The sequence below is a fragment of the Paenibacillus sp. FSL K6-1217 genome (assembly GCF_045040735.1).
Lineage (GTDB): Bacteria > Bacillota > Bacilli > Paenibacillales > Paenibacillaceae > Paenibacillus_AQ.
Genome location: NZ_CP150271.1, coordinates 1,275,590 through 1,298,620, shown reverse-complemented (window position 1 = coordinate 1,298,620; position 23,031 = coordinate 1,275,590). Strand labels below are relative to the sequence as shown.

Sequence of the window (23,031 nt, the reverse complement as noted above, 5' to 3'; positions counted from 1 at the left end):
GTACTTCCTTTCTGGATGTGGATATCCCCTTGTGTTAGTGGATAGGGTTCTGTGCAAGGAATTCAAGAATGGTATCGTTCACCAGGATAGACTGTTCCCTTAGCATATGCGGGCGGTGACCCGCTCCCTGAACGATCAGTGTCCTTGCATTCGTAAGGAGGGAAGCGAGCTTCGCTGTTCTATCCTCTCCCGCAAACGGATCATGCTCCCCTGAAATTAGCAGTGCGGGCAGGTTATACTGCCCAGTTGCTCCTCCGTGAGATCCGGGTATCTGATCCAGTCCTGCACCGTTTGCCGCAAATAATATTTCCAATTCCCCTGATGGGCCTCTTGATGCCTCTCGATCATCTGATCAATGAAGGCTTGCTGGCTGATTCGCCAGCAGCTGTTCAGGTTCGTACTCCCGGCTCCAGCCGGTTCACAGAAGCCGCTGGTTCCAATCGTAGTCAGCGTAGCAATCCGTCCCGGATGATTCACTGCCAGGTATAGCCCTACGCCCGCTCCCATACTATATCCAATAAGATGTGCCCGTTCAATGTTCATTCGATCCATGAATCCGGCGACATCCTCAGCTATTCGTGGAGTAGACCAGTCCAGATCCCGGCAGCGGGTCCTTCCATGCCCTCTCAGATCCGGGAAGTAACAACTGTATTGGTTCTGGAAATCCAGAACCTGGCTGCTGAAGGCCAGCATGCTGCGGGAATAATGACTGTGCAGGAAGATCAACGTTTCTCCGGTGCCTTAATTGCAATTTATACAACTATATCGTCTAATGCGCCGCCAAATCCCCGTTTAGATGTATTTCGTGCAATTAAAATGCTTTTATACTTGGATTTTCGCCCATCCCGGCAAATGTAGTTGTACAAACTACAGTTATTCGCCCATCCCGGCAAATGTAGTTGTACAAACTACAGTTAAAAGAGGAAAGGCTTCCTTTTCCCTGTTTTTAGTTGCATAGAATACATTTATCGCAGGGGGTTAGCTACGAACAGAATGAAATCTTCCTCACGGGTGCAGGTTCAGCCCGCTATCAGCTCGATGTTCATGCTCAGACTTTAACACCCTAAAGTTCATTCTAACAGTTGTAAAACTGTTGCAGCACTACTCTCAGCTTACCACAGGTCATTCGTCAGAAGTAGTAGCCTGCCCCGCGCAACAAACCGAAAACCCCCGGAATACCATTCCGGGGGCATGCAATAAAAACCATCATTATAGATTCAGTTCTCTGATCCGCTCCGCAAGCTTAGGGAACACACGGAGTGCGTTGTTATAAAAGACATCCTCAAGGTAGGCTTCCGGGATCAGGTACTTCACGAAGGTAATATAAGCATCCAGCGGAACCAGCGGCCAGTCGGTGCCGAAGACCAGCCGGTCGTATTTCTCGGCGAACACAATCGCCCGGCGGAAATGATCGGTATAGGTCTGCTCGGTCAGCAGCCGGTCTACCTTGGCCTGATCACCGACAATCCAGCCGGACAAGTCCGTATACAGGTTAGGATTCTTCTCCAGCAGGGCTGCGGTGTCCATCACCCAGGGATCGCCCAGATGGCAGAGCATGAAGGTAATCTCCCGGTGCTTCAGGAAGGTCTCCTCCATGGACAGCGGATGGGAATACTTCAGCAGCCCCTGGTCGGCGTAAGTCAGTCCGCCATGAATGACAACGGGCAGACCGTAGGCCGCAGCCAGCTTATAGACCGGATCATAGATCTCATCCCCCACATTGAAGTGGTAGTATCCGGCGTACAGCTTGATGCCCACAACATCCGTCCGCTGCAACGATTGCTCCAGCGCTTCGAGCTGCCCCTCCAGATGAAGGGTGAGCGGGTTGATCCCCACGCAGGTGAACAGATTGTCCGGCAGCGTCTCGCTCAGGTCAAGCAGCATGGGATTCAGGGCAGCGGAATCGGGAAAAGCTCCGGCAACCGTCTCGGTCACTCCCATGCCGACTCCGGCAATGACGCCGCTGCGGCGGAACTCCTCCAGGAGTCCCTTGCCGGTATAATCGATATGCGCCAAGGTCTGCGCCGTGTCGTGGAAGGCTGCAATATTGGAATAATGCACATGTGCGTCAATGATTTTCATGGAACCTTCCTTTCTCTGACTCACTTCTTGAACCGGATCGACAGCAGATCCCCATAGGCCTGCTCAGGTACCTGAAGATCCGAGATCAGATAGAATTGCGGCTTGGTGAACTGCTCCTTGCCATCCTGCAGATGCAGGTACTCTTCCGTATAAGACGTTATTGCATCGGCATTCACCATAAGAGAGGGCGAGGAATGCTCAGGTGCTGCAATTAATGTCAGGCGGTGCTGCCGCTCCCCTGAACCCAGTTGCAGAAGCCCGTTTGTACTTTTAGCGCCTGCCTGTGCCCGGCCTGCCTTATACACCAGCTCTTCACCCCGGCTGTTCTTGAGGTATCCCCGGCCATCCTTAATGCCTGAGGCGGCGGTATAGAAGGTGGAAGTCTCAAGCTGCAACGGACGCAGAGGTCTTCCTGCATGCTGCTCCACATGTACCGTAGAGACCAGCATGGGAACGCCCGGCAGCAGCATGAAATATTGATGCAACACGAGTCCTTTGTAATTATCATTCTTCTGAATGGTTACGCTCATGCGTATACCCGACCACCGGTTGCCCTTAGTATCCGTCAGTTCTGCGAAATCAGCGGCAACCGGCTCATTCATGAAGCTGCGCAAGGCGATATCTGCCACACAGGTTACGATGCCGCCCACCCACGGATTCCACCAGGACTTCGCGACCGGCTGCGGAAAAGAAGATTCCAGCCATTCCTCGCCCTGACGGGCAAGCGAGAACAATCCCGGCGCAAAGTCAGGGCTGGCCTGGATCCGCAGAATCCCGTTGTCCACAGCCAGTACCTGTGCCCCTTCTACTGTGAGTCTCTCCTGCCGGACACGTTCATCCGCGACCGGCAAGACCAGAAAGGAATGATCCTGCATATAACTGTCCATATCCAGATGCAGGGTCAGCACATCCGGGGCAGCGCCTGCTGGCACTGTCAGCGGCAGAGCCGCTTCTCTAAGCTTCTCTTTCTCCTGCACCGTTAGCCTGGTTGCCTCCATGCTGCCTGCTCCCGAAGATATACGAATCTCACCATCAAGATAACTCTTCTTCAGCTCGTGAAGGAGAAGCTCAGCGTCTCCATTCAAGAACGGATTCCCGTTATTCAGACTCAGCTCCAGTTGCTCTGTAGTGGTCAATTCCTCCCCATTGTTGCCGCTATGCAGCGCATACGCCCGGAAATCCTGCCATTCGTCCCAGGTTCCCAGCGCAATCCGCAGCGGTAGCGTCTCCTTATGACCGCCTGCCGGAATCCGCCCCAGGGAGTGCTCCACAGCATGCATCCACGACTCCTGAATCAGCTGGAGTTCTGCCGGCCAGCTAATCCCTCTGGAGAAGCCTTCATCCGCAGCGAACATCCAGTTCTCCGTGAATTCCTGCGCTTCCCAGTAATCGGGGCTTGAGGCTTCTGGCCCTATGCTCAGATCTATATATTTGCCGCGGTAAGGGATGACGCCTCCATGCAAGCTGAAGAGGAAGCTGTCCTTCAGGAACAGTTCTTCGTCTTGATCGGCTTCCTGCGGGTTATCGATTCTGAAATACCGGGAGACAAGCCCGTTGCCCAGCAGCTTCACAACCATCGTCAGCAGCAGGCCTTCTCTGATGCCGGCCTTATAGGAGGCCTCCAGTATGATAGCCTCTTGATCCCTGGAGATCTTCACATCCAGCGCGGAGAATTTCTTGAATTCATTCGTATAAGGCAGTCCCAGCTTAGGATAAGGCAGGCTCATGATATACTTGCGGCCTTCAAACAGATTAATCGCATTGCTTGCTTTATTCAGGGAAGCCGAATAACGGCCGTTGCTGATGATCCAATCCTTATCGGTCTTGCCGCCGATAACAGCCTCGGCTCCGGTGAAGACCAGACTCAGCTCCTGCTCCAGCAGAGCAGAGTCCGCACCCTCTTCTGCACTGCGGATGCTCACGGTATGATGCCAAATGCCGTAGCTAAGCAGCCGGGCTGCTGCGGTAACCGTTCTGCGGCTCTTGGCCGGAACCTCTACGGTAATCCGGGTCTGGCCGAACGCCAGGATCTCGTCCTCCGGCAGCTCAAAGCTGAACACGGTGTCCTTGCTGTACTCGTTCTCCACCGTTACATCCAGCTCCACCGCTTCGCCCGCGAAGAGCGTCCGGTCCGGCAGATGCAGCTTCACCTTGACCGGGAACTTTGGCTTAATGCCAAGCTTGAAGACAGCAGGCAGCCCGTTAATAAGCAGCTCAGCCTCTACCACAGGGTGGGTCTGATAGAGATCCTGCTCCTCCTCCACTGGCTGGACGAAGAAACGGCCTTCGATCCGTGCCTCCGATTCGATCTCCCGGGCAGCCTCCAGCTCCAAGCGGATTTGCGCGTTGCTTTTACCGCTAATTTGCAGCGACAAAGGCTTCCCGCTTTTGTTAACGGCTTCATAAATGACAGGGTATTCCGCTCCAAAAGGCAGCTCATGCTGTGCAGGAATCGTAACCTGTATCCGGTAATCCTCCGTCTCAATCAGGCGCAGGCCGCGGCCGGTCCGCTCATATTCCATCTTCAGCGACAGGCCGTCCTTCAACCATTCATACGTAAAATAGTCGAACCCGTTTGCCCCGTGGCCGTCAGGCTCGACCCGAATCTCACGGATGCTGTCGTTATACCAGTCGATTCGCTCGAAATAGGCCTTCACCGCTCCAGTCTGGAGCACAGAAGGAATGAAGTTCATCAGGTGGGTGGTATCATCCCGGTTCTCCCAGAAGAACCCGCTTTTCTTATACGTAGGCACGGCCTTGACATTACCAGGCCAGGTATAGAGGTCCAGCCGCGGCCAGCCCAGCTGAATCGTCTCTTCAATTGCACGCCTTACCAGCCGCTTGCCGACCTTGCGTCCATGGTAATCCGGTCTTACGTTGAGCAGAGCGATGTAGAGCGCCCCGGTGTCCTCCTTATAGTGGGAGAAGCTGCAATATCCGATGACCTCAGATCCGCTTACCGCCAGGAACAACTTGAGCATCGGGCTGTTCTCATGTTCCCTCAGCACGCTCTCCTCTGTCCGGTATGCCCCGTCTCCGCCCCAGCTCTCTGAGCTTAGGTTCCACATCTCGGCTATCGAAGCGGCGTGCCGGGCCGGCACATATTCTTCAATCACGATATCTTGTAATTCGGGCATTACAGTACTACCTCCTTGTGTCGCTATAGTTCCTACCCTCATAGCCATAAATACTACTTGCAGTATATAACAGAACGATCAGCCACTGTAAGATCCTGTTTGATTATAAAAGAATATTACTTAATTAGACAAAGGTGATCTTGGAACCTATCAAATAGCCGATAGAGACAAACAGGAGTGACCAGGTAAAGGCACCGGCCAGGGTGACCAGCAGATATTTCCGGAAGGACATGGCGCTGATGCCCGAGATGTAGCTGGTCACATGCCGGATACCCGGAACGAAGTAAGCGATGAATATCGTCCAGTTGCCGAACCGGAAAAACCAGCGTTTGACATAGGCGAACCGTTTGGGCGTCAGGCCCACCCATTTCCCATACCGGTCCACAACAGGCTGCCCCACTCTGAGACCAATGGTGTAGCTGATCAGCATGCCTGTAATCGAACCTATGAAGCAGACCAGAACCGAAAGCGAGAAATCCAGCACCATGGTAGAGGATAGATAGCCAACGAACAGCGTCAGCAGCTCATCGGGAACGGGTAGTCCGAGAAGCCCGAGCGCCAGCAGCGCGAATATAGCTATATAACCGTATTGTGAGATCATCTCGATGACCCATGGCATGAACAATCACTTCCTGTTAACGAATTTTTTGAACGAAGGGAACGGAACCCTGCTTATCATCAGTATGGACAACAGTCCCATAATTAAAATGACCATTTCCGGCTTCAGCCGTTCATCTATAAGTGCGGTCATCGACAAAAGCACCCCGGCAGCAGTAATCGGCATTCCCACGAAGCCCTTGGAGGGAGCCGAGATATTGAATCTGGCCAGGCGCAGCGCTCCGCAGATCAGGAATGCGACTGCAGCCACAGGGCCGACCCACTGCACGTTCTCCAGCCGGTATAACAGAATAAGAAAGACGGGAGCGATGCCAAAAGAAATAATATCTGCCAAAGAGTCCAGTTGTTTGCCGAAATCGCTGGTGCAATGCAGCATCCGGGCGAGAAGTCCGTCCATAACATCGCATATGGCAGCCAGCAGTATCATTAATAAAGCAAGATCATAACGTTCTTGAATCGTGAATAGCAGGGATATTGATCCGAAGCCCAGGTTTCCCAGTGTGCACATTGAAGGCAGCCAGCTCCATTTCATGCTGTTCACTCCTTTCCTGACAAGTTAGTAATGGGGCGGCTCAGCCTCCAAAGGTTACACTAAAACAGACGCCGTCCATGGTGTTCATCACTGCATACCGGCAGCCATGCATATCTAAAATTTGCTTCGCAATGGATAATCCGAGTCCGGTCCCGCCCGTCAGACGGCTGCGTGAAGCCTCGATCCGGTAGAACCGCTCCCAGACATGCGCCAGCTGATCCTCGGGGATTCGCTCCCCTTTGTTGTGTATGGTGAACAAAAGCTTCTTGGGCTGACTCTCCAGTCTAACGGTTATGGTACTGCCCTCTTCGGCATGACGGATTGCGTTGGTCAGCAGATTGCTGAGCACCTGTTCAATCCATGTAGCATCCGCATATACTGGTAATTCATTCGCCGGAATAATGACCACATCCAGCTGCTTATTTTGAAGGGAATGCACCAGTTTATCGGTCACCTTCTCCGTCATTTCGCTTATCAGGAAGGAGCTTTTGCGCAGCTTGATCGTGCCGGACTCCAGCCGGGCCAGGTCCAGCATATCTTTTACCAGGAACTCCATCTTGTCGGCCTCTTCGATAATGACCTTGATGTAATGATCCTGCTTGCCGGCGCTCACCCCGTCCTCCAGCCCTTCGGCGAAGCCCTTGATAATGCTAAGAGGCGTCTTCAGCTCATGGGAGGCACTGGCAAAAAAGTCCTGCTGCATCTGCTCCAGCTTCTTTTTCTGCTCCATCTCCTCCACCAGCTGCTGATTCGTCTCCCGAAGCTCGCCCAGTGCAGTGTCCAGACTTTGCGATAAGGTGAACATGCTTCTGGACAGGTTACCCAGCTCATCCTTCTGGCGAATGGAGTTATGACCGGTGAAATCGAGCGCCACCATCCGTTTGGCCGTATTATTGAGCTTGATTAAGGGCCGGGTCACCATCTTGGAATAGAACAGCGACAGGACCAGAATCAGTACGAACCCGCCAAGCCCCAGGTATAAAAAGAACCAGCGCAGCGCTTCATTGGAATCCTTAACATCCTGCAGCGAGGTCACAGAGAACAACAGTTCAATCTCTCCGCTGGCCTGCTTCACGGGCAGAATCATTACGGAATTGCGGATACCGCTCCAGGGAGCCGTCCACTCTTCCTTGACCATGTTCAGATTACTCAGGCTCTCCAGCTGACCCGGATTTAACGGGAACCAGTCCTCTATGGCCTCGAACAGGATGCCCTGACGCGGACTCCATATTTTCAAATCCGGCAGGACCAGCTCCGTAATGGTTCCGGTAATGCTGGTATTGTCCGAATCCGCCTCCTCGCCTACCGGCGTTCCGCCTTGTTTGGTAATATTAACCGGATAGAACAGCTGCCCGAGCTCGCTTGCGCTGACGACATGCTCTCCCCGTATAGTCACACGGTCATTCTCCTTCAGATGGGCCGATCTCAGCATGTCGCCGAACTGATTCATGAACAGGGACATGGGAATCACCTGAGTCTGCCCTTTATCGTCGATCAGCTTCATGCGGAACGGATCTTCCGACTTCATCCGTCCATCCGGCTTCATAATGACCATCTGTGTCTTGTTGCGCAGCATGAACCGGACCAGTTCGCGGGAAGTGCGGGTTCTGCCCCAGGCTTCTTTGGTGTAGCTTGTCCCGAAGCTCTTCAGATGCTTCTCCACACGGGACTCCTTCTGTATCTGGTAGAAGCGGTCGAACAGCAGGAACTGGCTGAGGATTACCATCCCGTAGAAGCAGACGAAGAAGATCACAGTCATCACGAACAGTTTGAAGGTAATTCCCCATCTTTTCATTCTTCGTCCTCGAATCTGTAGCCGGTTCCAATGACTGTGCGGATGTGGCGGGATTCATACCCCAGCTTGCTGCGCAGTTTCTTGATGTGGCTGTCTACGACCCGGGAGTCGCCCTCGAATTCAATTCCCCAGACCCGGCTGAGGATGGTGTCCCGCGAGACTACATGGCCCTTGTTGCGAATCAGCAGCCATAGCAGATCATATTCCTTCGGGGTCAGCTCGACATCGGCGCCTTCCACTTCTAGACGGTGCGCCATAGTATTGAAAATGGCCGAGCCGAATCTCACTACACCGGATTCCGGCTGGTGTGCGCCTTCGACCCGTTTCATCAGCGCCGCAGCCCGGGCCACCAGCACCTTGGGACTGAACGGCTTGGTCACATAATCATCGGCTCCCAGCTCGAAGCCGTGTATTTTGTCATCATCGGCGGATTTGGCGGTCAGCAGAATGATCGGGGTCGCCGATTTCTTGCGGATCTCCCGGCATACCTGAAACCCGTCCATTTTGGGCATCATAATATCCAGAATCACCAGATCCGGCAGAAGCGAATCGAACCATAGGAGCGCGTCCTGCCCATTATCGGCTTCGCGCACCTCCCAGCCGTCCTGTATGAAGTAATCCGACACCAGCTCACGGATACGCAGCTCGTCTTCGACAAGCAGTAATTTTTTGTTCAATGTACTCCCTGCTTTCAACCCGTTTATACCTCTCAGCATAGTCGAGTGTTATGTCCTTTATGTGTCCTGGGGTGAAATTAGCTGAAAAATGAGTGATAGAGTATACAAAATGTTAGCGCTCGGGTGGACGCTACGCAAACGGAACGTTGTTACAATCGCTGTTGTGTCCAGATTTTTTTCATTCCCCTTAGCGGTGAAAATCCGGACACAAAGGCGAACGCTCCGCTTTTACACAATCGTTCCGCCCGCTCCGCTGTTTGAGTGTAGGGTAGCGAATGGACCTAAAACATACTGAAAGAGAAAGTGGTCCCACTGAACAGAAATTTGAAAGGGAAAGTAGCATCACTGTACGCCTCACCGAACGCCTCATTAAACGCCTCATTAAACGCCTCATTAAACACCTCACTGAACACCGCGTTGGATAAATGTTGTACTTTTTGCAGGAACTTCGTCCGTTTGAGCTTAGATAAAGCGCATTGTTGTATTTATTGCAGGAATTCGGTGAGTTATGCAGCTGAGGAACACACATTGTTGCATTCTGTGCAGGAATTCCGTCAACTGAACCCTTAAGGAACACACATTGTTGTAATTAGTGCAGGAATTCCCCAGCGTGGTGCTGGATTATGCACATTGTTGCACTTTGTAACCAATATTAACATCGGAACAATGCGTGATCGGCACCAATTTAACAGCAGCTGAACTGAAACGCAAACAGCGATTCTCACATAACCGGAGGATCGCTGTTTACGTTCATATATTTGGCGCCTTGGTTACCCGGCTTCAAAGGCTTGCTTGAACTGGCTGTTATACAGCTCAGAATATACGCCTTGCAGCGCAAGCAGCTGTGCGTGGCTACCCTGCTCGGCGATCTGGCCGTGCTGGATGACCAGAATCTGGTCGGCATCCTGAATGGTGCTAAGCCTGTGGGCGATCACGAAGCTGGTGCGGCCTTTCATCAAGGTCCGCATGGCCTGCTGGATATGCATCTCTGTCCGGGTATCCACACTGCTCGTGGCCTCATCCAGAATGAGGATGGCCGGATCGGCCAGAATAGCCCGGGCAATTGTGAGCAGCTGGCGCTGGCCGTGGCTCAGGGTGGTCCCGTCCGTCCCCAGCAGCGTATCGTACCCCTGCGGCATCCGCGCAATGAAGCCGCTGACGTTGGCGAGATTAGCGGCCTCTTCCACCTCACGGTCTGTGGCCTCCAGGCGGCCGAACCGGATATTCTCACGGATGGTTCCCGAGAAGACGTGTGCGTCCTGCAGCACCATACCGAGCTGGCGGCGCAGCCCGTTTCGATTAAGCGCACGGATATCCATGCCGTCGATCAGCAGCTCGCCGCCGCTCACTTCATAGAAGCGCGTCAGCAGGTTGACAATGGTCGTCTTCCCCGCACCGGTCGGCCCCACCAAGGCGATCGTCTCACCCGGCTGCGCAGTGAAGCTTACACCGTTCAGGATAGGCTCGCCCGGCTTATATCCGAACACTACCTCCCGGAAAATAACTTCCCCGCGTATCCGCTCCAGCTCCTGAGGCTGCTCCCCGCTATACTCGGAAGGCCTATCCATCACTTCAAATACACGCTCCGCACCGGCAATTGCTGATTGAATCAGGTTATACTGGTTCGCAAGGTCGGAGATGGGCCGGCCGAACTGCTTGGCATAGTTCAGCATACTGACGATAACCCCCACGGTAAGCAGTTCATGATAGGCCATCCAGCCGCCGATTCCGGCAATCAGCGCGAAGTTCAGATTGTTAATCAGGTTCATTACCGGCCCTACCAGGCCGGATACAATCTGCGCCTTAATGCTCGCTTGGTTAAGCTCTCCGCTTATTCCGCGGAATCTGGTGACCTCCGCCTGCTCTCTGCGGTATTGCTTAATTACCTTCTGGCCGCTGACCGCTTCTTCAATGAAGCCGTTCAGCTCACCCAGATGCTGCTGCTGATCCTTGAAGTAGATCCGGCTTAAGCCGGTAATCCGGCGGCTCGCCAGCACGACCAGCGGAATAGTTATCAGAGCCACTCCCGTCAGCGGAACATTCAGCATCAGCATGATGACCAGAGAACCGCTTAGTGTAATCAGGCTGTTCAGCAGCTGGGTTACACTCTGATTCAGCGAGTTCGAGACATTGTCGATGTCATTGGTCGCACGGCTCATCAGCTCACCGTCAGCATGAGTATCGAAGAAGCTGACCGGCAGCTCCTGAAATTTGGCGAACAGGTCCCGCCGCAGCTCATACACCGTGCGCTGGGATACGGAGGTCATCACATAAGCCTGCACCCAGGAGACGGCGCTGCCCAGCAGATAAATGCCGCCCAGCAGGAGACAGAAGCGGACGAGCAGGCTGTAATCACGCGGGAGAATCGCGGAATCAATAGCTTTTCCCAGCAGGTAGGGTCCGATTAGTGCAAGAACAGCATTCAGTATCGTGAATACATAGACCATAATCAGCCCTGTGCGCTGACGGTTCAGATAAGACCAGATGTGGATGATCGTTGCCTTGCTGTTGTTCGGGCGCACCTTGGGTGTAACACCAGCCCGGCCCGGAGGCCCTCCGCCTAACGCTCCAGGTCCGCCGGGAGCCTGCTCCATTTTACGTTGACTGGACATTGGGCTCCTCCTCTTCCTTCAGCTGGGAATGGCGGATATCACGGTAGATCTCGCTGCCCTCCATCAGCTCGGTATGCGTTCCCTGCGCGGCGATCCGGCCATTCTCCAGAATCAAAATCCGGTCGGCATCTATAATGGAGGATACCCGCTGGGCAATCATAACGACAGTACAATCCTGAAGCTCCGTCTTCAGCAGCATGCGAATGCTTGCCTCGGTAACCGCATCCAGAGCGCTGGTGCTGTCATCCAATATCAGAATAGCCGGCTTGATCAGCAGCGCGCGTGCAATAGACAGACGCTGCTTTTGTCCGCCCGACAGGTTCACCCCGCGTTGCCCGAGCTGCGTATCGTATCCTTGGGGCATCGCTGTAATGAATCCATGCGCCTCGGCAGCTATAGCCGCCTGCTCCACTTCTTCATCTGTTGCTTCCGGCCGTCCGTAACGGATATTATCCCTGATACTGCCGCTGAACAGCAGGGACTGCTGCATTACGAAGCCGATCCGGCTCCGCAGATGGTCTATTCCTATCTCCCGGATGTCTATCCCGTCAATCAGAACGGCACCCGACAGGACCTCATAGAATCTTGGAATCAGACTCACCAGCGTAGACTTGCCTGCTCCGGTAGCCCCCAGAATAGCGATCGTCTCCCCAGGGCTGGCAGCGAAGCTGATATCCTCCAGCACAAGATTCTCATCTGCGCGGTTATAGGCAAAAGAGACATTACGGAATTCAATCCGTCCGAGTGTAACGGCTCCATGATCCGCCGCAGGCGCTTCCATAATTTCACTTGAGGCGGCGAATACTTCATTCACGCGGTCACCTGACACTTTGGCCCGTGATACGAAGGCAAGCATCGTGCTCAGCATCATCATCGACATGAGCAATTGGGTAACATAGTTAATGAAGGCAATCAGTTCACCAACGGGCAGCGCCCCGTTCCAGTTCTGCAGCCCGCCGAACCAGAGAACAGCAATGATACTGGCATTTAGAATCAGCATCATGAGCGGCATATTCAGCGCCATCAGGCGGATCGCCCGGATTCCGGTATCCGTATAGCCGGTATTGGCGGTATCGAACCGTTTCTGCTCATGGTCCCCGCGGACGAAGGCTTTGATTACGCGAATGCCGGTGAGATTCTCCTGCAGCACATTGCTCACCCCATCCAGCTTCTCCTGCATCCGGCCAAATAACGGAAAAGAAAGCCTCATCACCACATACAGCAGGATGAACAGCAGCGGAACCGCAGCCAGCAGGATCAACGCCAGGGACGGGCTGATCCGCACCGCCATGACCAGACTGCCGATCAGCAGCAGCGGCGAGCGCACGAAGCTCCGCAGAATCATCTGCACGAAGGTCTGGAGCTGCACCACATCGTTCGTCAGCCGGGTGATCAGCGAGCCGGTCTTCAGCCGGTCCAGATTGCGGTTCGAGAAGGTCTGGATATGCTCAAACAGCCTGATGCGCAGATCATTGCCGAAATTCTGTGAGGCGATACTGGCACATACCGCACAGCCCACTCCCCCGGCCATCCCGATGAGAGCGATCCCAATCATAATTCCGCCTGTCGAAAGGATATGCGGCAGATCATTTTTCATCAGGCCTTTATCCACAATGCTGGCCATAAGTGCAGGCTGCAGCAGGTCCATCACTACTTCAACTACCATTAACAGCGGGGCAAGCACGCTCCAGAGCGCGTAAGGCTTCATGAAGCCCCTTAGCTTCCACATTCCGTTCACCTTCATCTCATCAATCGTTGCATCCGTTTAGCTTGTTTAGGGTAAATGGGTGATTTTATCAGTGATTGGCGTTCTCTGCTTGGCCGCAGGGACCTCCGAGGGATAACCCACGGCTAGCATTCCAATGACATCCTGCCCTTCAGGGATGCCAAGCACTTCACGGCCCTTGGCCGTACCGCCGAGAGACGACCAGAACACACCTACTCCTGCCTCATGGGCTGCCAGCATGAAATTCTGGATATAACAGGACACAGCCATGATATTCTCTTCGCGCTCTATTGTAGAAGCGGCAGGCTTGGATAGGACTCCAATCAGCAGCGGAGCGCCGCCAAAATCGGTCTTATGATTCAGCGCCGCCCGGGTCTGCGGCCCGATGAACAGCAGCTCCCACGGCTCATTCATCCGGTGGTTCGGCGCATAGCTTGCCGCCTCCAGCCAGGTATTCAGCTCCTCAGGCTTGATCGGGTCCGGCCGAAAGGCCTTAATCGTTCTTCTTGTTTGAATGGTATCGATGATAGTCATAGTGGGTCCTCTCCTTCGGTTGTGTTTGTAACTGCATTTAATAAGCATATCTCTTAAACACGCTAAATTACAATACTTTATAAGTAGATTGGAACATTATGTATATCGCGTTAATAGCGGCATCCGGCGAACTTATGGGGAATGTTTCTGGACTGCTGCTGCTCATTTGCTCCTTTTGGGCGGCAGCATCTCATACAACTTCAGGCCAACACATTATATGTGGTTTTTAGCATACAATGAGCCCGGATGCCCTCGCTACTACACATTGTATGTGGTTTTCAGCATACAATAGGCCCGGATGCCCTCGTACCTGCTCATTGTATGTGGTTTTCAGCATACAATGGGCCCGGGCGCCCTCGTACCTGCACATTGTATGTGGTTTTTAGCATTCACATAAGAAAACCATAGTGATTTACTTAATTAGCAAAAACAGCCCAGCAAACCCGCATAAGCAGAGCTTCCTGAGCTGTTCGTTGGAGGAACTATTATCATCCGTTCATCCCTTCATCTATACCACATCTATATCCACAAGATCCGATAGCCTGAAATCTCAGGCCTGCTCCAGCGCATACTTCCTCATCGTCTGCTGCTTGAGGTCATCCCACGCCGGTGTGGACAGATTGGCTTGCTGCTGCAGGGGCTCAAACGCCTGATAGAGCGCTGCAATCTCGCTGAATGAGCCATCGATCAGCTTCATGAAGGGCAGCTTGTGCACCCATCTCAACCCTTGGGCAAGCAGTGCCGGATGCTTCTTCGCCCCGTTAACAAGGGAGGCGGGGTTAACGGGTAAGCCCAGTGCGGAGAGCAGGCGGAATCCTTCATCCATTAAGGCAACCGCCTGTTTCCAGCGGGCGGAGTCTTTGCTTGCTTTTGCCAAATCAAAATCATAGAGATAAATGACCGACATAATCGCAACAATCGGAACAATGTGACTTAGGAGCCAGGCGTTAATATCCTGCGAATAATCAAGCTTGTACTTCGTCTGACGGAAGGCCTCGGCAAGCTCCGTCTTGAACGGAACCTCACCCTCCAGACTGCCCAGCACCATCTTGCCGCCGCCGCTTACAACGATTACACGCCCGTCTTCCTCACGGGTCCCGCCGTTAATCTGGAATCCAAACGCAATATTCTGGGGAATCCGGCTATTCTCCTTGAAGAACTGCTGCATCCCGCGGGTATCCCCGTTGTTCCCGACAAGCACAATATTCGTACTTCCGTTGTCCGCCAGAGCCGGCAGCACCGCCGGGAAGTCATTGTATTTCATCACCACGAAGATCAGATCATAGATATCATCCCTCCGCAGCTCAGAGACCGTCTTCACCTGATCCACAGTCGTTCTGCGCTGAAAATAATGCCGGAGGACCAGTCCGTCCTTCTTCAATTGGCCCGCCCGCTTCGTTCTTGCCAGAATCGTGACATCATTCCCTCCACGTACTAGCACATGTGCCAGATAACTCCCTATGACACCTGCACCCATCACTAATATCCTCATATTGTATCCCCTCTCCACTTCAAACAGTTGTCTTTAATTGAACATCTGTTCATTAGGTTATCAGCGGAGAAGCTGTGGGGCAATTGTCAATGGCAGCAAGGATGTCAATTATTGAACAAAGCGGGGTGAATTGTACATTACCCGCACCGCTTCTGCGGTGCAGAGCAGCCTCATTCCAGCTTCTGTGTGTGGACGGCTACGATCAGCATATCCATATGCCGGGCATACCGCAGCAGATATTGAACAAAGCTGGTGGAGAACAGGCTGCGCAGGAACGGTCTGCGGGACTGGCCGATGATCAGCTGTGTAGTCTGCATGTCATTCATCCGCTGGAGCAGATGCTTGTAGAGATGCCTGCGGCTTCCCGCCTCCGTGATGTCCATGACCCCGCCCAGCCGTTCCGTCAGAGCCTTCAGCGTGTCCAGCCGCTTCTGCTCTTCTGCCGTCTTCATGCGGGCACAATGCACATAGTGTACATGCCATTCCGCCTTCAGGCGGTGTGCAATGCGGAAGCCGCGGCGGACCAGCCGTTCAGCCTGTGGCCCCGTGTCTACACAGACGAAGATGACCTCGCGTCTGCTCCAGGGCCCGCGCAGGGCTGGCTCCCGCTCCCAGGCCTCCAGCCGCTCATCCACATCATCGGCAATCTCGCGGAGGGCCAGCTCGCGCAGCGCGATCAGATTGCCGATCTTGAAGAACGACTCCAGCGCCTGATTGACCTTCTCCTGCGCGTAGATCTTCCCTTCCCGCATCCGCTGCTGCAGCATCTGCGGAGTAACGTCTATCAGCTCCACCTCACTGGCCATCCGCAGGATAGCATCCGGCACCGTCTCGCGCACACGCACGCCGGTTAACTGCTCCACCGCATCGTTCAGGCTCTCCAGATGCTGCACATTGACCGTCGTAATGACCGAGATCCCGTTCTCCAGCAGCTGGATAACATCCTCATACCGCTTCCGGGTCAGACTTCCGGGTACATTAGTGTGGGCCAGCTCATCCACCAGCACCACCTCGGGACGGCGGGCGATAATCGCCGCTGTATCCATCTCCGTAAGCTCGGTGGACTGGTAGGCAATCCGTGCTCTAGGAATCATCGTTAACTTGCCCACCTGCTTGCCGGTTTCCTCTCTGCCATGGGTCTCCAGCAGCCCGATGACCACATCGATGCCCCTGCCCAGCAGCAGATTGCCTTCCTGGAGCATCTTGTAGGTTTTGCCTACGCCAGGGGCTGCGCCAATGTACACCTTGAAGGTGCCCCGGCGGATATCCTCAATCCGCTGCTCCAGCTCCCGGCCGGTCAGCCGGTGGAACGGTTCTGCCGCCATCTTCACTGCGGGACGGACCGGCAGAACTCGTTCTCCTTCCTGCTCGGCACGGTCAGCCATCAGGAACACATCGATATTCCTCGTCCGCCGCAGGACACGGCTGGCTATGGAGCCCTGCCACTTCTCCTGCCAGCGGCTTTTCTGCGAATGCCCCATCACAATTCGGGTGACATTGTTCTGAATGGCATAGCGTACAAGCATGGTGGGCAGCATCCGCAGGCGCAGCAGCTCCAGCTCCTCGAACCGGGCCTGAATCCGCTCGGTCAGCTTGCGGATGGAGCGCTTGAATACCTGCTGATCCTTGGTCAGCGGGCGGCCGCGCAGCAGGAAGGTAACAATAAGCAGGTCTCCATTCAGCCGTTTGGCAATCTGCTGTCCCCTTCTAATATAGAGGGAGCCATTCCAGTGATACTGCGCGGATACCAGAATCCGCTCTGTTGCGCCCGAAGGGCCGATCAGTCCCTCGGCCTCGCGGTGCTTCTCCAGGGAATCATTGACTCCTTCGGCCATCAGCCGCAGCGACACCTCGCGGAGTACGCCAAGGTTGCCCCGGAGAGATAATGCCGGATGTGCGCCCTCACCAAGCACGCCATCCTCCAGCCGCTTCAGAATCGTCTCCGGCGAGACATCAATCAGCCGCACCTCATCGGCGAGCTCCAGTGTGTTCAGCGGTACCGTTTCCTCCGCCCGGATGCCGGTCATCTCATAGATCTGCTCGCCTACACCGGCCAGCTCGTAGACATTAATCGTAGTGATTACGCTGATTCCCTGATCCATCAGATAGCGGATGTCGGCAAGCCTTGTCGGGAAGCGGGCCCCGGCACGGTTGCGGTGGGCCAGGCCATCGACCAGCAGCACCTCAGGGTTGCGCTCCACCAGAGCTTCAAGCGGAAGATCCTTCTCCTCCTTGCCGTCCTTCAGCCAGTGAATGCTGGGCACGCGCTCCAGATCGCCGAGCTGCTGAACCGTCTCCGCCCGGCCCATGGTCGAGACGGCACTGATCACCACATCGATTCCTTGATGCTTCAGCAGCTTGCCCTCCTCCAGCATATGATAGGTTTTGCCGGAGCCGCTGACCGAGCCGATGATAATCTTCAGCCGCCCCCGCTGGAGCTGGTAGATAGAATATAGAATCTCCTCAGGAGATTTGCGTTTATAGGGCGCCACGGACTCACCTTCTTTCTATTCTCACAACTCTCAACTGGAGGAAGCAGTCTGTGCGGAGTCAGCTTATTTCGCCATCTCCGTCAGCGCCAGATTGAGCTTCAGCACATTCACCCGTTTCTCTCCGAACAGTCCTAGATCGCGCCCTTCGGTATGCTCCGCAACCAGCACCTGAAGCCGGTCAGCCGGAATGCCGGTCAGCTTGCTGATCCGGGGAATCTGCACGAGAGCCGCAGCCGGTGAAATATGCGGATCAAGACCCGAGCCTGAATTCGTGATCAGATCCACAGGCAGCTGACTTACAGGGACGCCTGGATTGTCCAGCTTCCACTGGTCAATGGAATCCTTAGTACGTTGCAGCATATCGGGATTCGACGGCCCGTAGTTATTCGATCCCGAAGCCTCGGCCTTGTACCCGATACTCGACACACGGCTTTGGAACATAGCCTGGTTCGTGAAGCTCTGCCCGATCAGCGCCGAACCGACCACCTTCCCGGACGCATCCTTCAGCAGGCTGCCGTTCGCCTGGGCAGGCATCAGCACCTGGGCCAGCGCCGTGGAAGCCAGCGGATAGATCATTCCGCAGAGAATAATGAATACAATGCTTAACCTCACTGTAGTGAAGAAAAAAGCAGCTTTTGAAGCGGAGCCCTGCTCTCCGGTTGTCTCATGAATAGATTGTGCCATGATGATTACGCCCTCCTTGTATAGTCAATCGTCTGCCGGACCCCTAGATCCATATGCTGACTAACATATCAATCAGCTTGATGCCCGCGAACGGAACAGCGATACCGCCCAGACCATAGATGACAATGTTGCGCGCCAGCAGTCTGGACGAGCTCATCGGCTTATAAGCGACCCCGCGCATAGCGAGCGGAATCAGCAGCGGAATGATGATGGCGTTGAAGATCAGCGCCGAGATGATCGCCGAGCTTGGGGAACCCAGGCCCATGACGTTCAGGGCTTCCATCTCAGGAATAGCGAGCGTGAACATCGCCGGAATGATGGCGAAATACTTGGCAATATCGTTAGCAATGCTGAAGGTGGTCAGCGCTCCGCGTGTCATAAGGAGCTGCTTCCCGATGGCTACAACCTCTATTATCTTGGACGGATCTGAGTCCAAGTCGACCATGTTGGCCGCTTCCTTGGCAGCGGTTGTCCCGCTGTTCATCGCCAGCCCCACATCGGCCTGAGCCAGCGCTGGGGCATCGTTGGTTCCGTCACCGGTCATAGCTACCAGCTTACCCTCATTTTGCTCCCGGCGGATTACCGCAATCTTATCTTCCGGGGTACTCTCGGCAATGAAATCATCGACTCCGGCTTCACGGGCAATCGTAGCGGCGGTCAGCGGATTATCCCCGGTACACATGATCGTCTTGATCCCCATACTGCGCAGCTCATCGAAGCGCTCCTTCATCCCGGGCTTCACTGTATCCTTCAGATAGATCAGCCCGTAGATCCGGTTGTCTACGGCAACCGCGAGCGGTGTGCCGCCCAGCCGGGCAATGGCATCCGAGTTGCTGTCCAGATCGGATGGCACTGCACCGCCCTGGGCCAGCACCCACTTCTTCACGGAATCGACCGCCCCCTTGCGCACGGAGCGCCCGTCCTTCAGATCCATCCCGCTCATCCGGCTCTCCGCCTTGAACTCAATGAACTCCCCGCCTTCTGCCAGGCTGGTGTCAACCGAAAGCTCCAGCTTCTTCGCCAGCTCCAGGACCGAGCGCCCTTCCGGCGTCTCATCCTTCAGCGAGCTGACCGCCGCCCAGGCTGCAAGCTCGGCTACAGTTGCTTCGCCCACTGCAACGAATTCACTGGCCATCCGGTTGCCGAAGGTAATCGTCCCCGTCTTATCCAGAATCATCGTGTTAATATCCCCGGCGGCTTCCACGGCCTTCCCGGACATCGCCAGGACGTTGAACTGCGTCACACGGTCCATGCCCGCAATCCCGATGGCTGACAGCAGCCCGCCGATGGTGGTCGGAATCAGGCAGACCAAGAGTGCGATCATGACTGGAATCTCCAGCTTCACCCCGATATAATCCGCGATGGGTCGCAGGGTCACTACAACAATCAGGAAGATGATCGTGAGGCTGATCAGCAGCGTGTTCAGGGCAATTTCATTCGGTGTCTTCTGGCGCTTCGCCCCTTCGACCAGCGAGATCATCCGGTCCAGGAACGATTCCCCCGGATCACTGGTGATCCGCACCTTGATCTGGTCACTGACAACGCGGGTACCGCCAGTCACGGAGCCGAAGTCGCCCCCGGCTTCCTTAATGACCGGAGCCGACTCCCCGGTAATAGCCGATTCGTCCACGGAAGCCAGCCCTTCAATCACTTCCCCGTCACCGGGAATGAATTCGTTCTGGCTGACGACCACGATATCGCCTTTACGCAGCTCGGAGGCGGGTACCTGCTTGACCGCTGATCCCGCCAGCTTATTGGCGGTGATGTCCTGCTTGGTTTTTTTGAGCGAATCAGCTTGCGCCTTGCCCCGGCCCTCCGCCAGCGCTTCTGCGAAGTTGGCGAACAGCACGGTAAACAACAGGATGAAGAACACGGTAATATTGAAGCCTACCGCCTGCTCCGCATGGAAATACCCGGGCGCCAGCACCATGAGCAATACGATAACCGTCCCAACCTCCACAACGAACATGACCGGATTCTTCATTAACGTCACCGGGTTCAGCTTCACCAGACTATCCTTGGCAGCACTTAGCAGGATGGGACCCGTCAGCAGCTTCTTTCTGTGTACAGTACTCATTCTCTTCTCTCCCTCTCCCTACCGTAAAGTCAAATATTCTGCAACCGGACCGAGGACAATCACCGGCAGGAAGGTCAGCGCGCCGATAATTAGCACCGTACCGATCAGGATGCCGGTGAACAGGCCGTTGTCTGTGCGGAAGGTCCCAATGGTCTCCGGCACCGGCTTCTTGCGCAGCAGGGAACCGGCAACCGCCAGCATGGCGATCATCGAGACATACCGGCCCAGCAGCATGACAACACCCGTGGTGATATTCCAGAAGGAGGTATTATCCGCCAGCCCTTCGAAGCCCGAGCCGTTATTGGCCGCAGCCGATACATATTCATACAGCACCTGGGTCATTCCGTGGAAGCCGGGGTTACTGATACTGCCTTTACCGAGATCCGTCAGAAAAGCAGCCGCCGTCGGCACCAGAATAATCAGCGGATGAATCAGAATTGCGATGGCGATCAGCTTCATCTCCCGCGCTTCAATCTTGCGGCCCAGGAACTCCGGCGTCCGGCCCACCATCAGCCCGCAGAGGAACACGCCGAGGATCGCATACATGAGCATATTGATCAGCCCGACTCCTTTGCCGCCGAACACGTTATTCAGCATCATGAGGGTCAGCGGGGTAATACTGCCGAGCGGCGTCAGCGTATCATGCATATTGTTCACACTGCCGGTAGTGGCCGCCGTTGTAACGGTGGTGAACAGCGACGACTGTGCGATGCCGAACCGGACCTCTTTGCCCTCCATACTGCCCTGTGAAGCATCTATCCCCATCGCGTTAATCGCCGGATTCCCCGCACTTTCCGCAGCGTAATTCACTCCGAGCAATACCACGAACAACGTCATCATCGCGCCAAAAATCATCCAACCCTGCCGCTTGTTCCCGGCGAACTTCCCGTACATATACGGCAGAGATGCGGGCAGCAGCCACATAGAGAGGATCTCCAGCACATTGCTCAGCGGACCCGGATTCTCAAAAGGATGCGCAGAGTTGGCTCCAAAGAAGCCCCCGCCGTTCGTGCCGATATGCTTAATGGACTCCAGGGAGGCCACCGGACCGATCGCAATCTGCTGGGTCTGCCCTTCGAGCGTGGCGATTTCCAGCGTAGGCTTCAAGGTCTGCGGCACATGAAGAGCTACAAGCGCCATTGTTACAAGCAGCGCCAGCGGAATGAAGATCCGGATATGCGCTTTGACGAAGTCCTCGAAGAAGTTCCCCACCGACTGGCGGCCTGTAATCCCTCTGACGCAAGCAACCGCAACCGAGAAGCCGCTGGCTGCCGAGGTGAACATCAGCATCGTCATAACCGCCATCTGTGAGAAGTAGGACACGCCTGTCTCCCCGCTGTAATGCTGCAGATTCGTGTTCGTCATGAAGCTGATGACTGTGTTGAACGTCAAGGTCTGTTCCATCCCTCCAATCCCGCCAGGGTTGAGCGGAAGCCCCTTTTGCAGCCGCAGAAAGAGGTAACTGAACACGACCAGCACAATATTCGTTACGATGAAGCTGAGCGCATATTTCTTCCAGGACATCCCGCCCTGCTGCTTCAGCCCGATCAGACGATAGATCCCTTTCTCTGCTGCGCCGAACACCCGGTCTGTCCGGTTCGGTTCATTTGAGAATACATGATATAGATAAGTGCCCACCGGCTTCACCAGCAGTACGAGTATTAAGATGACGACTAGAATCTGTACAATCCCCACGGATGACCCTCCTTTTAATATAACTATTAATTTAATGTTCTCAGCAGGCACGTATGATCCATCAACTTAGATTCTCTTTCAGCTTGAACAGCTCCATCTTAGAATTTCTCGGGATGAATCAAAGCATAGCCCAAATAAAGAAACAACAGTGCCGTAGCAGCAAGGACAACCGCCATCACTCATTCCCCCCTTGCTCATCGGTCACACGGCCGCACCATTGCACAAACGCATAGAATACGGTGAATATCGCTGCCAGCACTGCCGTCATATACACATCCATCATTGTCTTTGCCACTCCTCACCTTAAGTTAATCTCTCTGTGGTAACTTCCGGTCTAGCGTATCATTTCTCCCATTAGTTCAGGGTTAGGGTTTCCTCAGGAGCATTAAGACTGCATTAAGATCGGATTAAGCTCTCACTTGTGAACGGTAGATCTCCTCACCCAGCACCCGGTTAACCGCTTCTATAAAAGCACCATACCCTCCGTCCGGCTCCATTCTGTGAGGGAGTGCTCTGGCAATAATCACTTCCGTCTCCTGCCGGTCGAACTCGAAGCTGGTAACAAGCAGCTCCCTGACCTCACGGTCCGAAGCCCCGCCGGCAAACCGGGCCGCAGCAGCATACACCCCGCTATTCTCATAGATGCAGTCCTGCAGCAGATAGATCCGGTCATATTGTCTCTTGATCAGCACCAGCAGCGCTGTCAGCACCGTCACCCATCCGATATTCCTCACCCACACATCCATCTCCAAGCCTTCTCTCCAGTAGGTTAACTTCTGAATTCAGCGTACCACTCCGGCCATTAGTTCAGGATTAGGGTTTGGTTCAGCAGATTAAGATTGCGTTAAAATATCGCCGGGACAGTTAAAAAGAACATC

18 protein-coding genes are annotated in these 23,031 nt (G+C 54.5%); all 18 read right to left on the bottom strand.

Annotated features, from left to right (window positions below; all coding sequences use genetic code 11):
* Positions 1-34 precede the first annotated feature (34 nt).
* Positions 35-313: an alpha/beta fold hydrolase gene (locus MHH28_RS05545; RefSeq protein WP_405112830.1), complete on the bottom strand. Its 279-nt coding sequence runs from the start codon at positions 311-313 to the stop codon at positions 35-37.
* A complete protein-coding gene (locus MHH28_RS05540; RefSeq protein ID WP_405112829.1) occupies positions 217-726 on the bottom strand; it encodes an alpha/beta fold hydrolase in 510 nt (169 codons plus the stop codon). The genes MHH28_RS05545 and MHH28_RS05540 overlap by 97 nt, the downstream gene beginning before the upstream one ends.
* A gap of 483 nt (positions 727-1,209) precedes the next feature.
* The gene (locus MHH28_RS05535; protein WP_405112827.1) at positions 1,210-2,082 is read right to left on the bottom strand and encodes an amidohydrolase family protein; all 873 of its coding nucleotides are present in this window, start codon (positions 2,080-2,082) and stop codon (positions 1,210-1,212) included.
* A gap of 20 nt (positions 2,083-2,102) precedes the next feature.
* Positions 2,103-5,219, bottom strand: a complete 3,117-nt coding sequence (locus tag MHH28_RS05530) for a GNAT family N-acetyltransferase (protein WP_405112825.1) — start codon at positions 5,217-5,219, stop codon at positions 2,103-2,105.
* A gap of 124 nt (positions 5,220-5,343) precedes the next feature.
* Positions 5,344-5,838: a DedA family protein gene (locus tag MHH28_RS05525; RefSeq protein ID WP_405112823.1), complete on the bottom strand. Its 495-nt coding sequence runs from the start codon at positions 5,836-5,838 to the stop codon at positions 5,344-5,346.
* Positions 5,839-5,844: 6 nt separating this feature from the next.
* Positions 5,845-6,369 carry a CDP-diacylglycerol--serine O-phosphatidyltransferase gene (pssA, locus tag MHH28_RS05520; protein ID WP_405112821.1) on the bottom strand — a complete coding sequence of 175 codons (525 nt, stop codon included), beginning with the start codon at positions 6,367-6,369 and terminating at the stop codon, positions 5,845-5,847.
* A gap of 40 nt (positions 6,370-6,409) precedes the next feature.
* Positions 6,410-8,164: a sensor histidine kinase gene (locus MHH28_RS05515; RefSeq protein WP_405112819.1), complete on the bottom strand. Its 1,755-nt coding sequence runs from the start codon at positions 8,162-8,164 to the stop codon at positions 6,410-6,412.
* Complete coding sequence (locus MHH28_RS05510; RefSeq protein WP_405112817.1) at positions 8,161-8,841, bottom strand: response regulator transcription factor; 681 nt, start codon at positions 8,839-8,841, stop codon at positions 8,161-8,163. Before MHH28_RS05510 ends, MHH28_RS05515 begins: the two co-directional genes overlap by 4 nt.
* A 770-nt stretch (positions 8,842-9,611) precedes the next feature.
* Positions 9,612-11,453, bottom strand: a complete 1,842-nt coding sequence (locus MHH28_RS05505) for an ABC transporter ATP-binding protein (protein WP_405112814.1) — start codon at positions 11,451-11,453, stop codon at positions 9,612-9,614.
* Positions 11,437-13,182 carry an ABC transporter ATP-binding protein gene (locus MHH28_RS05500; protein WP_405112812.1) on the bottom strand — a complete coding sequence of 582 codons (1,746 nt, stop codon included), beginning with the start codon at positions 13,180-13,182 and terminating at the stop codon, positions 11,437-11,439. Before MHH28_RS05500 ends, MHH28_RS05505 begins: the two co-directional genes overlap by 17 nt.
* A gap of 45 nt (positions 13,183-13,227) precedes the next feature.
* Positions 13,228-13,713 (bottom strand): nitroreductase family protein, encoded by a 486-nt coding sequence (locus tag MHH28_RS05495; protein ID WP_405112810.1) that lies wholly within the window; start codon positions 13,711-13,713, stop codon positions 13,228-13,230.
* A 550-nt stretch (positions 13,714-14,263) separates the two neighbouring features.
* On the bottom strand, positions 14,264-15,205 hold the full coding sequence (locus tag MHH28_RS05490; protein WP_405112808.1) for a ketopantoate reductase family protein: 942 nt from the start codon (positions 15,203-15,205) through the stop codon (positions 14,264-14,266).
* Positions 15,206-15,375: 170 nt separating this feature from the next.
* On the bottom strand, positions 15,376-17,697 hold the full coding sequence (locus MHH28_RS05485) for a histidine kinase (protein ID WP_405112807.1): 2,322 nt from the start codon (positions 17,695-17,697) through the stop codon (positions 15,376-15,378).
* Positions 17,698-17,760: 63 nt separating this feature from the next.
* Positions 17,761-18,381 (bottom strand): potassium-transporting ATPase subunit KdpC, encoded by a 621-nt coding sequence (gene kdpC / locus MHH28_RS05480; protein ID WP_405112804.1) that lies wholly within the window; start codon positions 18,379-18,381, stop codon positions 17,761-17,763.
* A 43-nt stretch (positions 18,382-18,424) separates the two neighbouring features.
* Positions 18,425-20,458, bottom strand: coding sequence for a potassium-transporting ATPase subunit KdpB (gene kdpB, locus MHH28_RS05475; RefSeq protein ID WP_405112802.1), 2,034 nt, complete (start codon positions 20,456-20,458; stop codon positions 18,425-18,427).
* Positions 20,459-20,476: 18 nt separating this feature from the next.
* Complete coding sequence (gene kdpA, locus MHH28_RS05470; RefSeq protein ID WP_405112799.1) at positions 20,477-22,153, bottom strand: potassium-transporting ATPase subunit KdpA; 1,677 nt, start codon at positions 22,151-22,153, stop codon at positions 20,477-20,479.
* Between the two features lie 98 nt (positions 22,154-22,251).
* On the bottom strand, positions 22,252-22,329 hold the full coding sequence (locus MHH28_RS05465) for a potassium-transporting ATPase subunit F (protein ID WP_076154139.1): 78 nt from the start codon (positions 22,327-22,329) through the stop codon (positions 22,252-22,254).
* A 231-nt stretch (positions 22,330-22,560) separates the two neighbouring features.
* On the bottom strand, positions 22,561-22,899 hold the full coding sequence (locus MHH28_RS05460) for a hypothetical protein (protein WP_405112797.1): 339 nt from the start codon (positions 22,897-22,899) through the stop codon (positions 22,561-22,563).
* Positions 22,900-23,031: the final 132 nt, after the last annotated feature.

What these genes read in the sequence shown, in the direction of transcription:
- MHH28_RS05535 (WP_405112827.1), bottom strand. Translation starts at nt 2,082, where the DNA reads ATGAAAATCATTGACGCACATGTGCATTATTCCAATATTGCAGCCTTC.
- MHH28_RS05530 (WP_405112825.1), bottom strand. Translation starts at nt 5,219, where the DNA reads ATGCCCGAATTACAAGATATCGTGATTGAAGAATATGTGCCGGCCCGG.
- MHH28_RS05525 (WP_405112823.1), bottom strand. Translation starts at nt 5,838, where the DNA reads ATGCCATGGGTCATCGAGATGATCTCACAATACGGTTATATAGCTATA.
- pssA (WP_405112821.1), bottom strand. Translation starts at nt 6,369, where the DNA reads ATGAAATGGAGCTGGCTGCCTTCAATGTGCACACTGGGAAACCTGGGC.
- MHH28_RS05515 (WP_405112819.1), bottom strand. Translation starts at nt 8,164, where the DNA reads ATGAAAAGATGGGGAATTACCTTCAAACTGTTCGTGATGACTGTGATC.
- MHH28_RS05505 (WP_405112814.1), bottom strand. Translation starts at nt 11,453, where the DNA reads ATGTCCAGTCAACGTAAAATGGAGCAGGCTCCCGGCGGACCTGGAGCG.
- MHH28_RS05500 (WP_405112812.1), bottom strand. Translation starts at nt 13,182, where the DNA reads ATGTGGAAGCTAAGGGGCTTCATGAAGCCTTACGCGCTCTGGAGCGTG.
- MHH28_RS05495 (WP_405112810.1), bottom strand. Translation starts at nt 13,713, where the DNA reads ATGACTATCATCGATACCATTCAAACAAGAAGAACGATTAAGGCCTTT.
- MHH28_RS05490 (WP_405112808.1), bottom strand. Translation starts at nt 15,205, where the DNA reads ATGAGGATATTAGTGATGGGTGCAGGTGTCATAGGGAGTTATCTGGCA.
- kdpC (WP_405112804.1), bottom strand. Translation starts at nt 18,381, where the DNA reads ATGGCACAATCTATTCATGAGACAACCGGAGAGCAGGGCTCCGCTTCA.
- kdpB (WP_405112802.1), bottom strand. Translation starts at nt 20,458, where the DNA reads ATGAGTACTGTACACAGAAAGAAGCTGCTGACGGGTCCCATCCTGCTA.
- MHH28_RS05465 (WP_076154139.1), bottom strand. Translation starts at nt 22,329, where the DNA reads ATGGCGGTTGTCCTTGCTGCTACGGCACTGTTGTTTCTTTATTTGGGC.
- MHH28_RS05460 (WP_405112797.1), bottom strand. Translation starts at nt 22,899, where the DNA reads ATGGATGTGTGGGTGAGGAATATCGGATGGGTGACGGTGCTGACAGCG.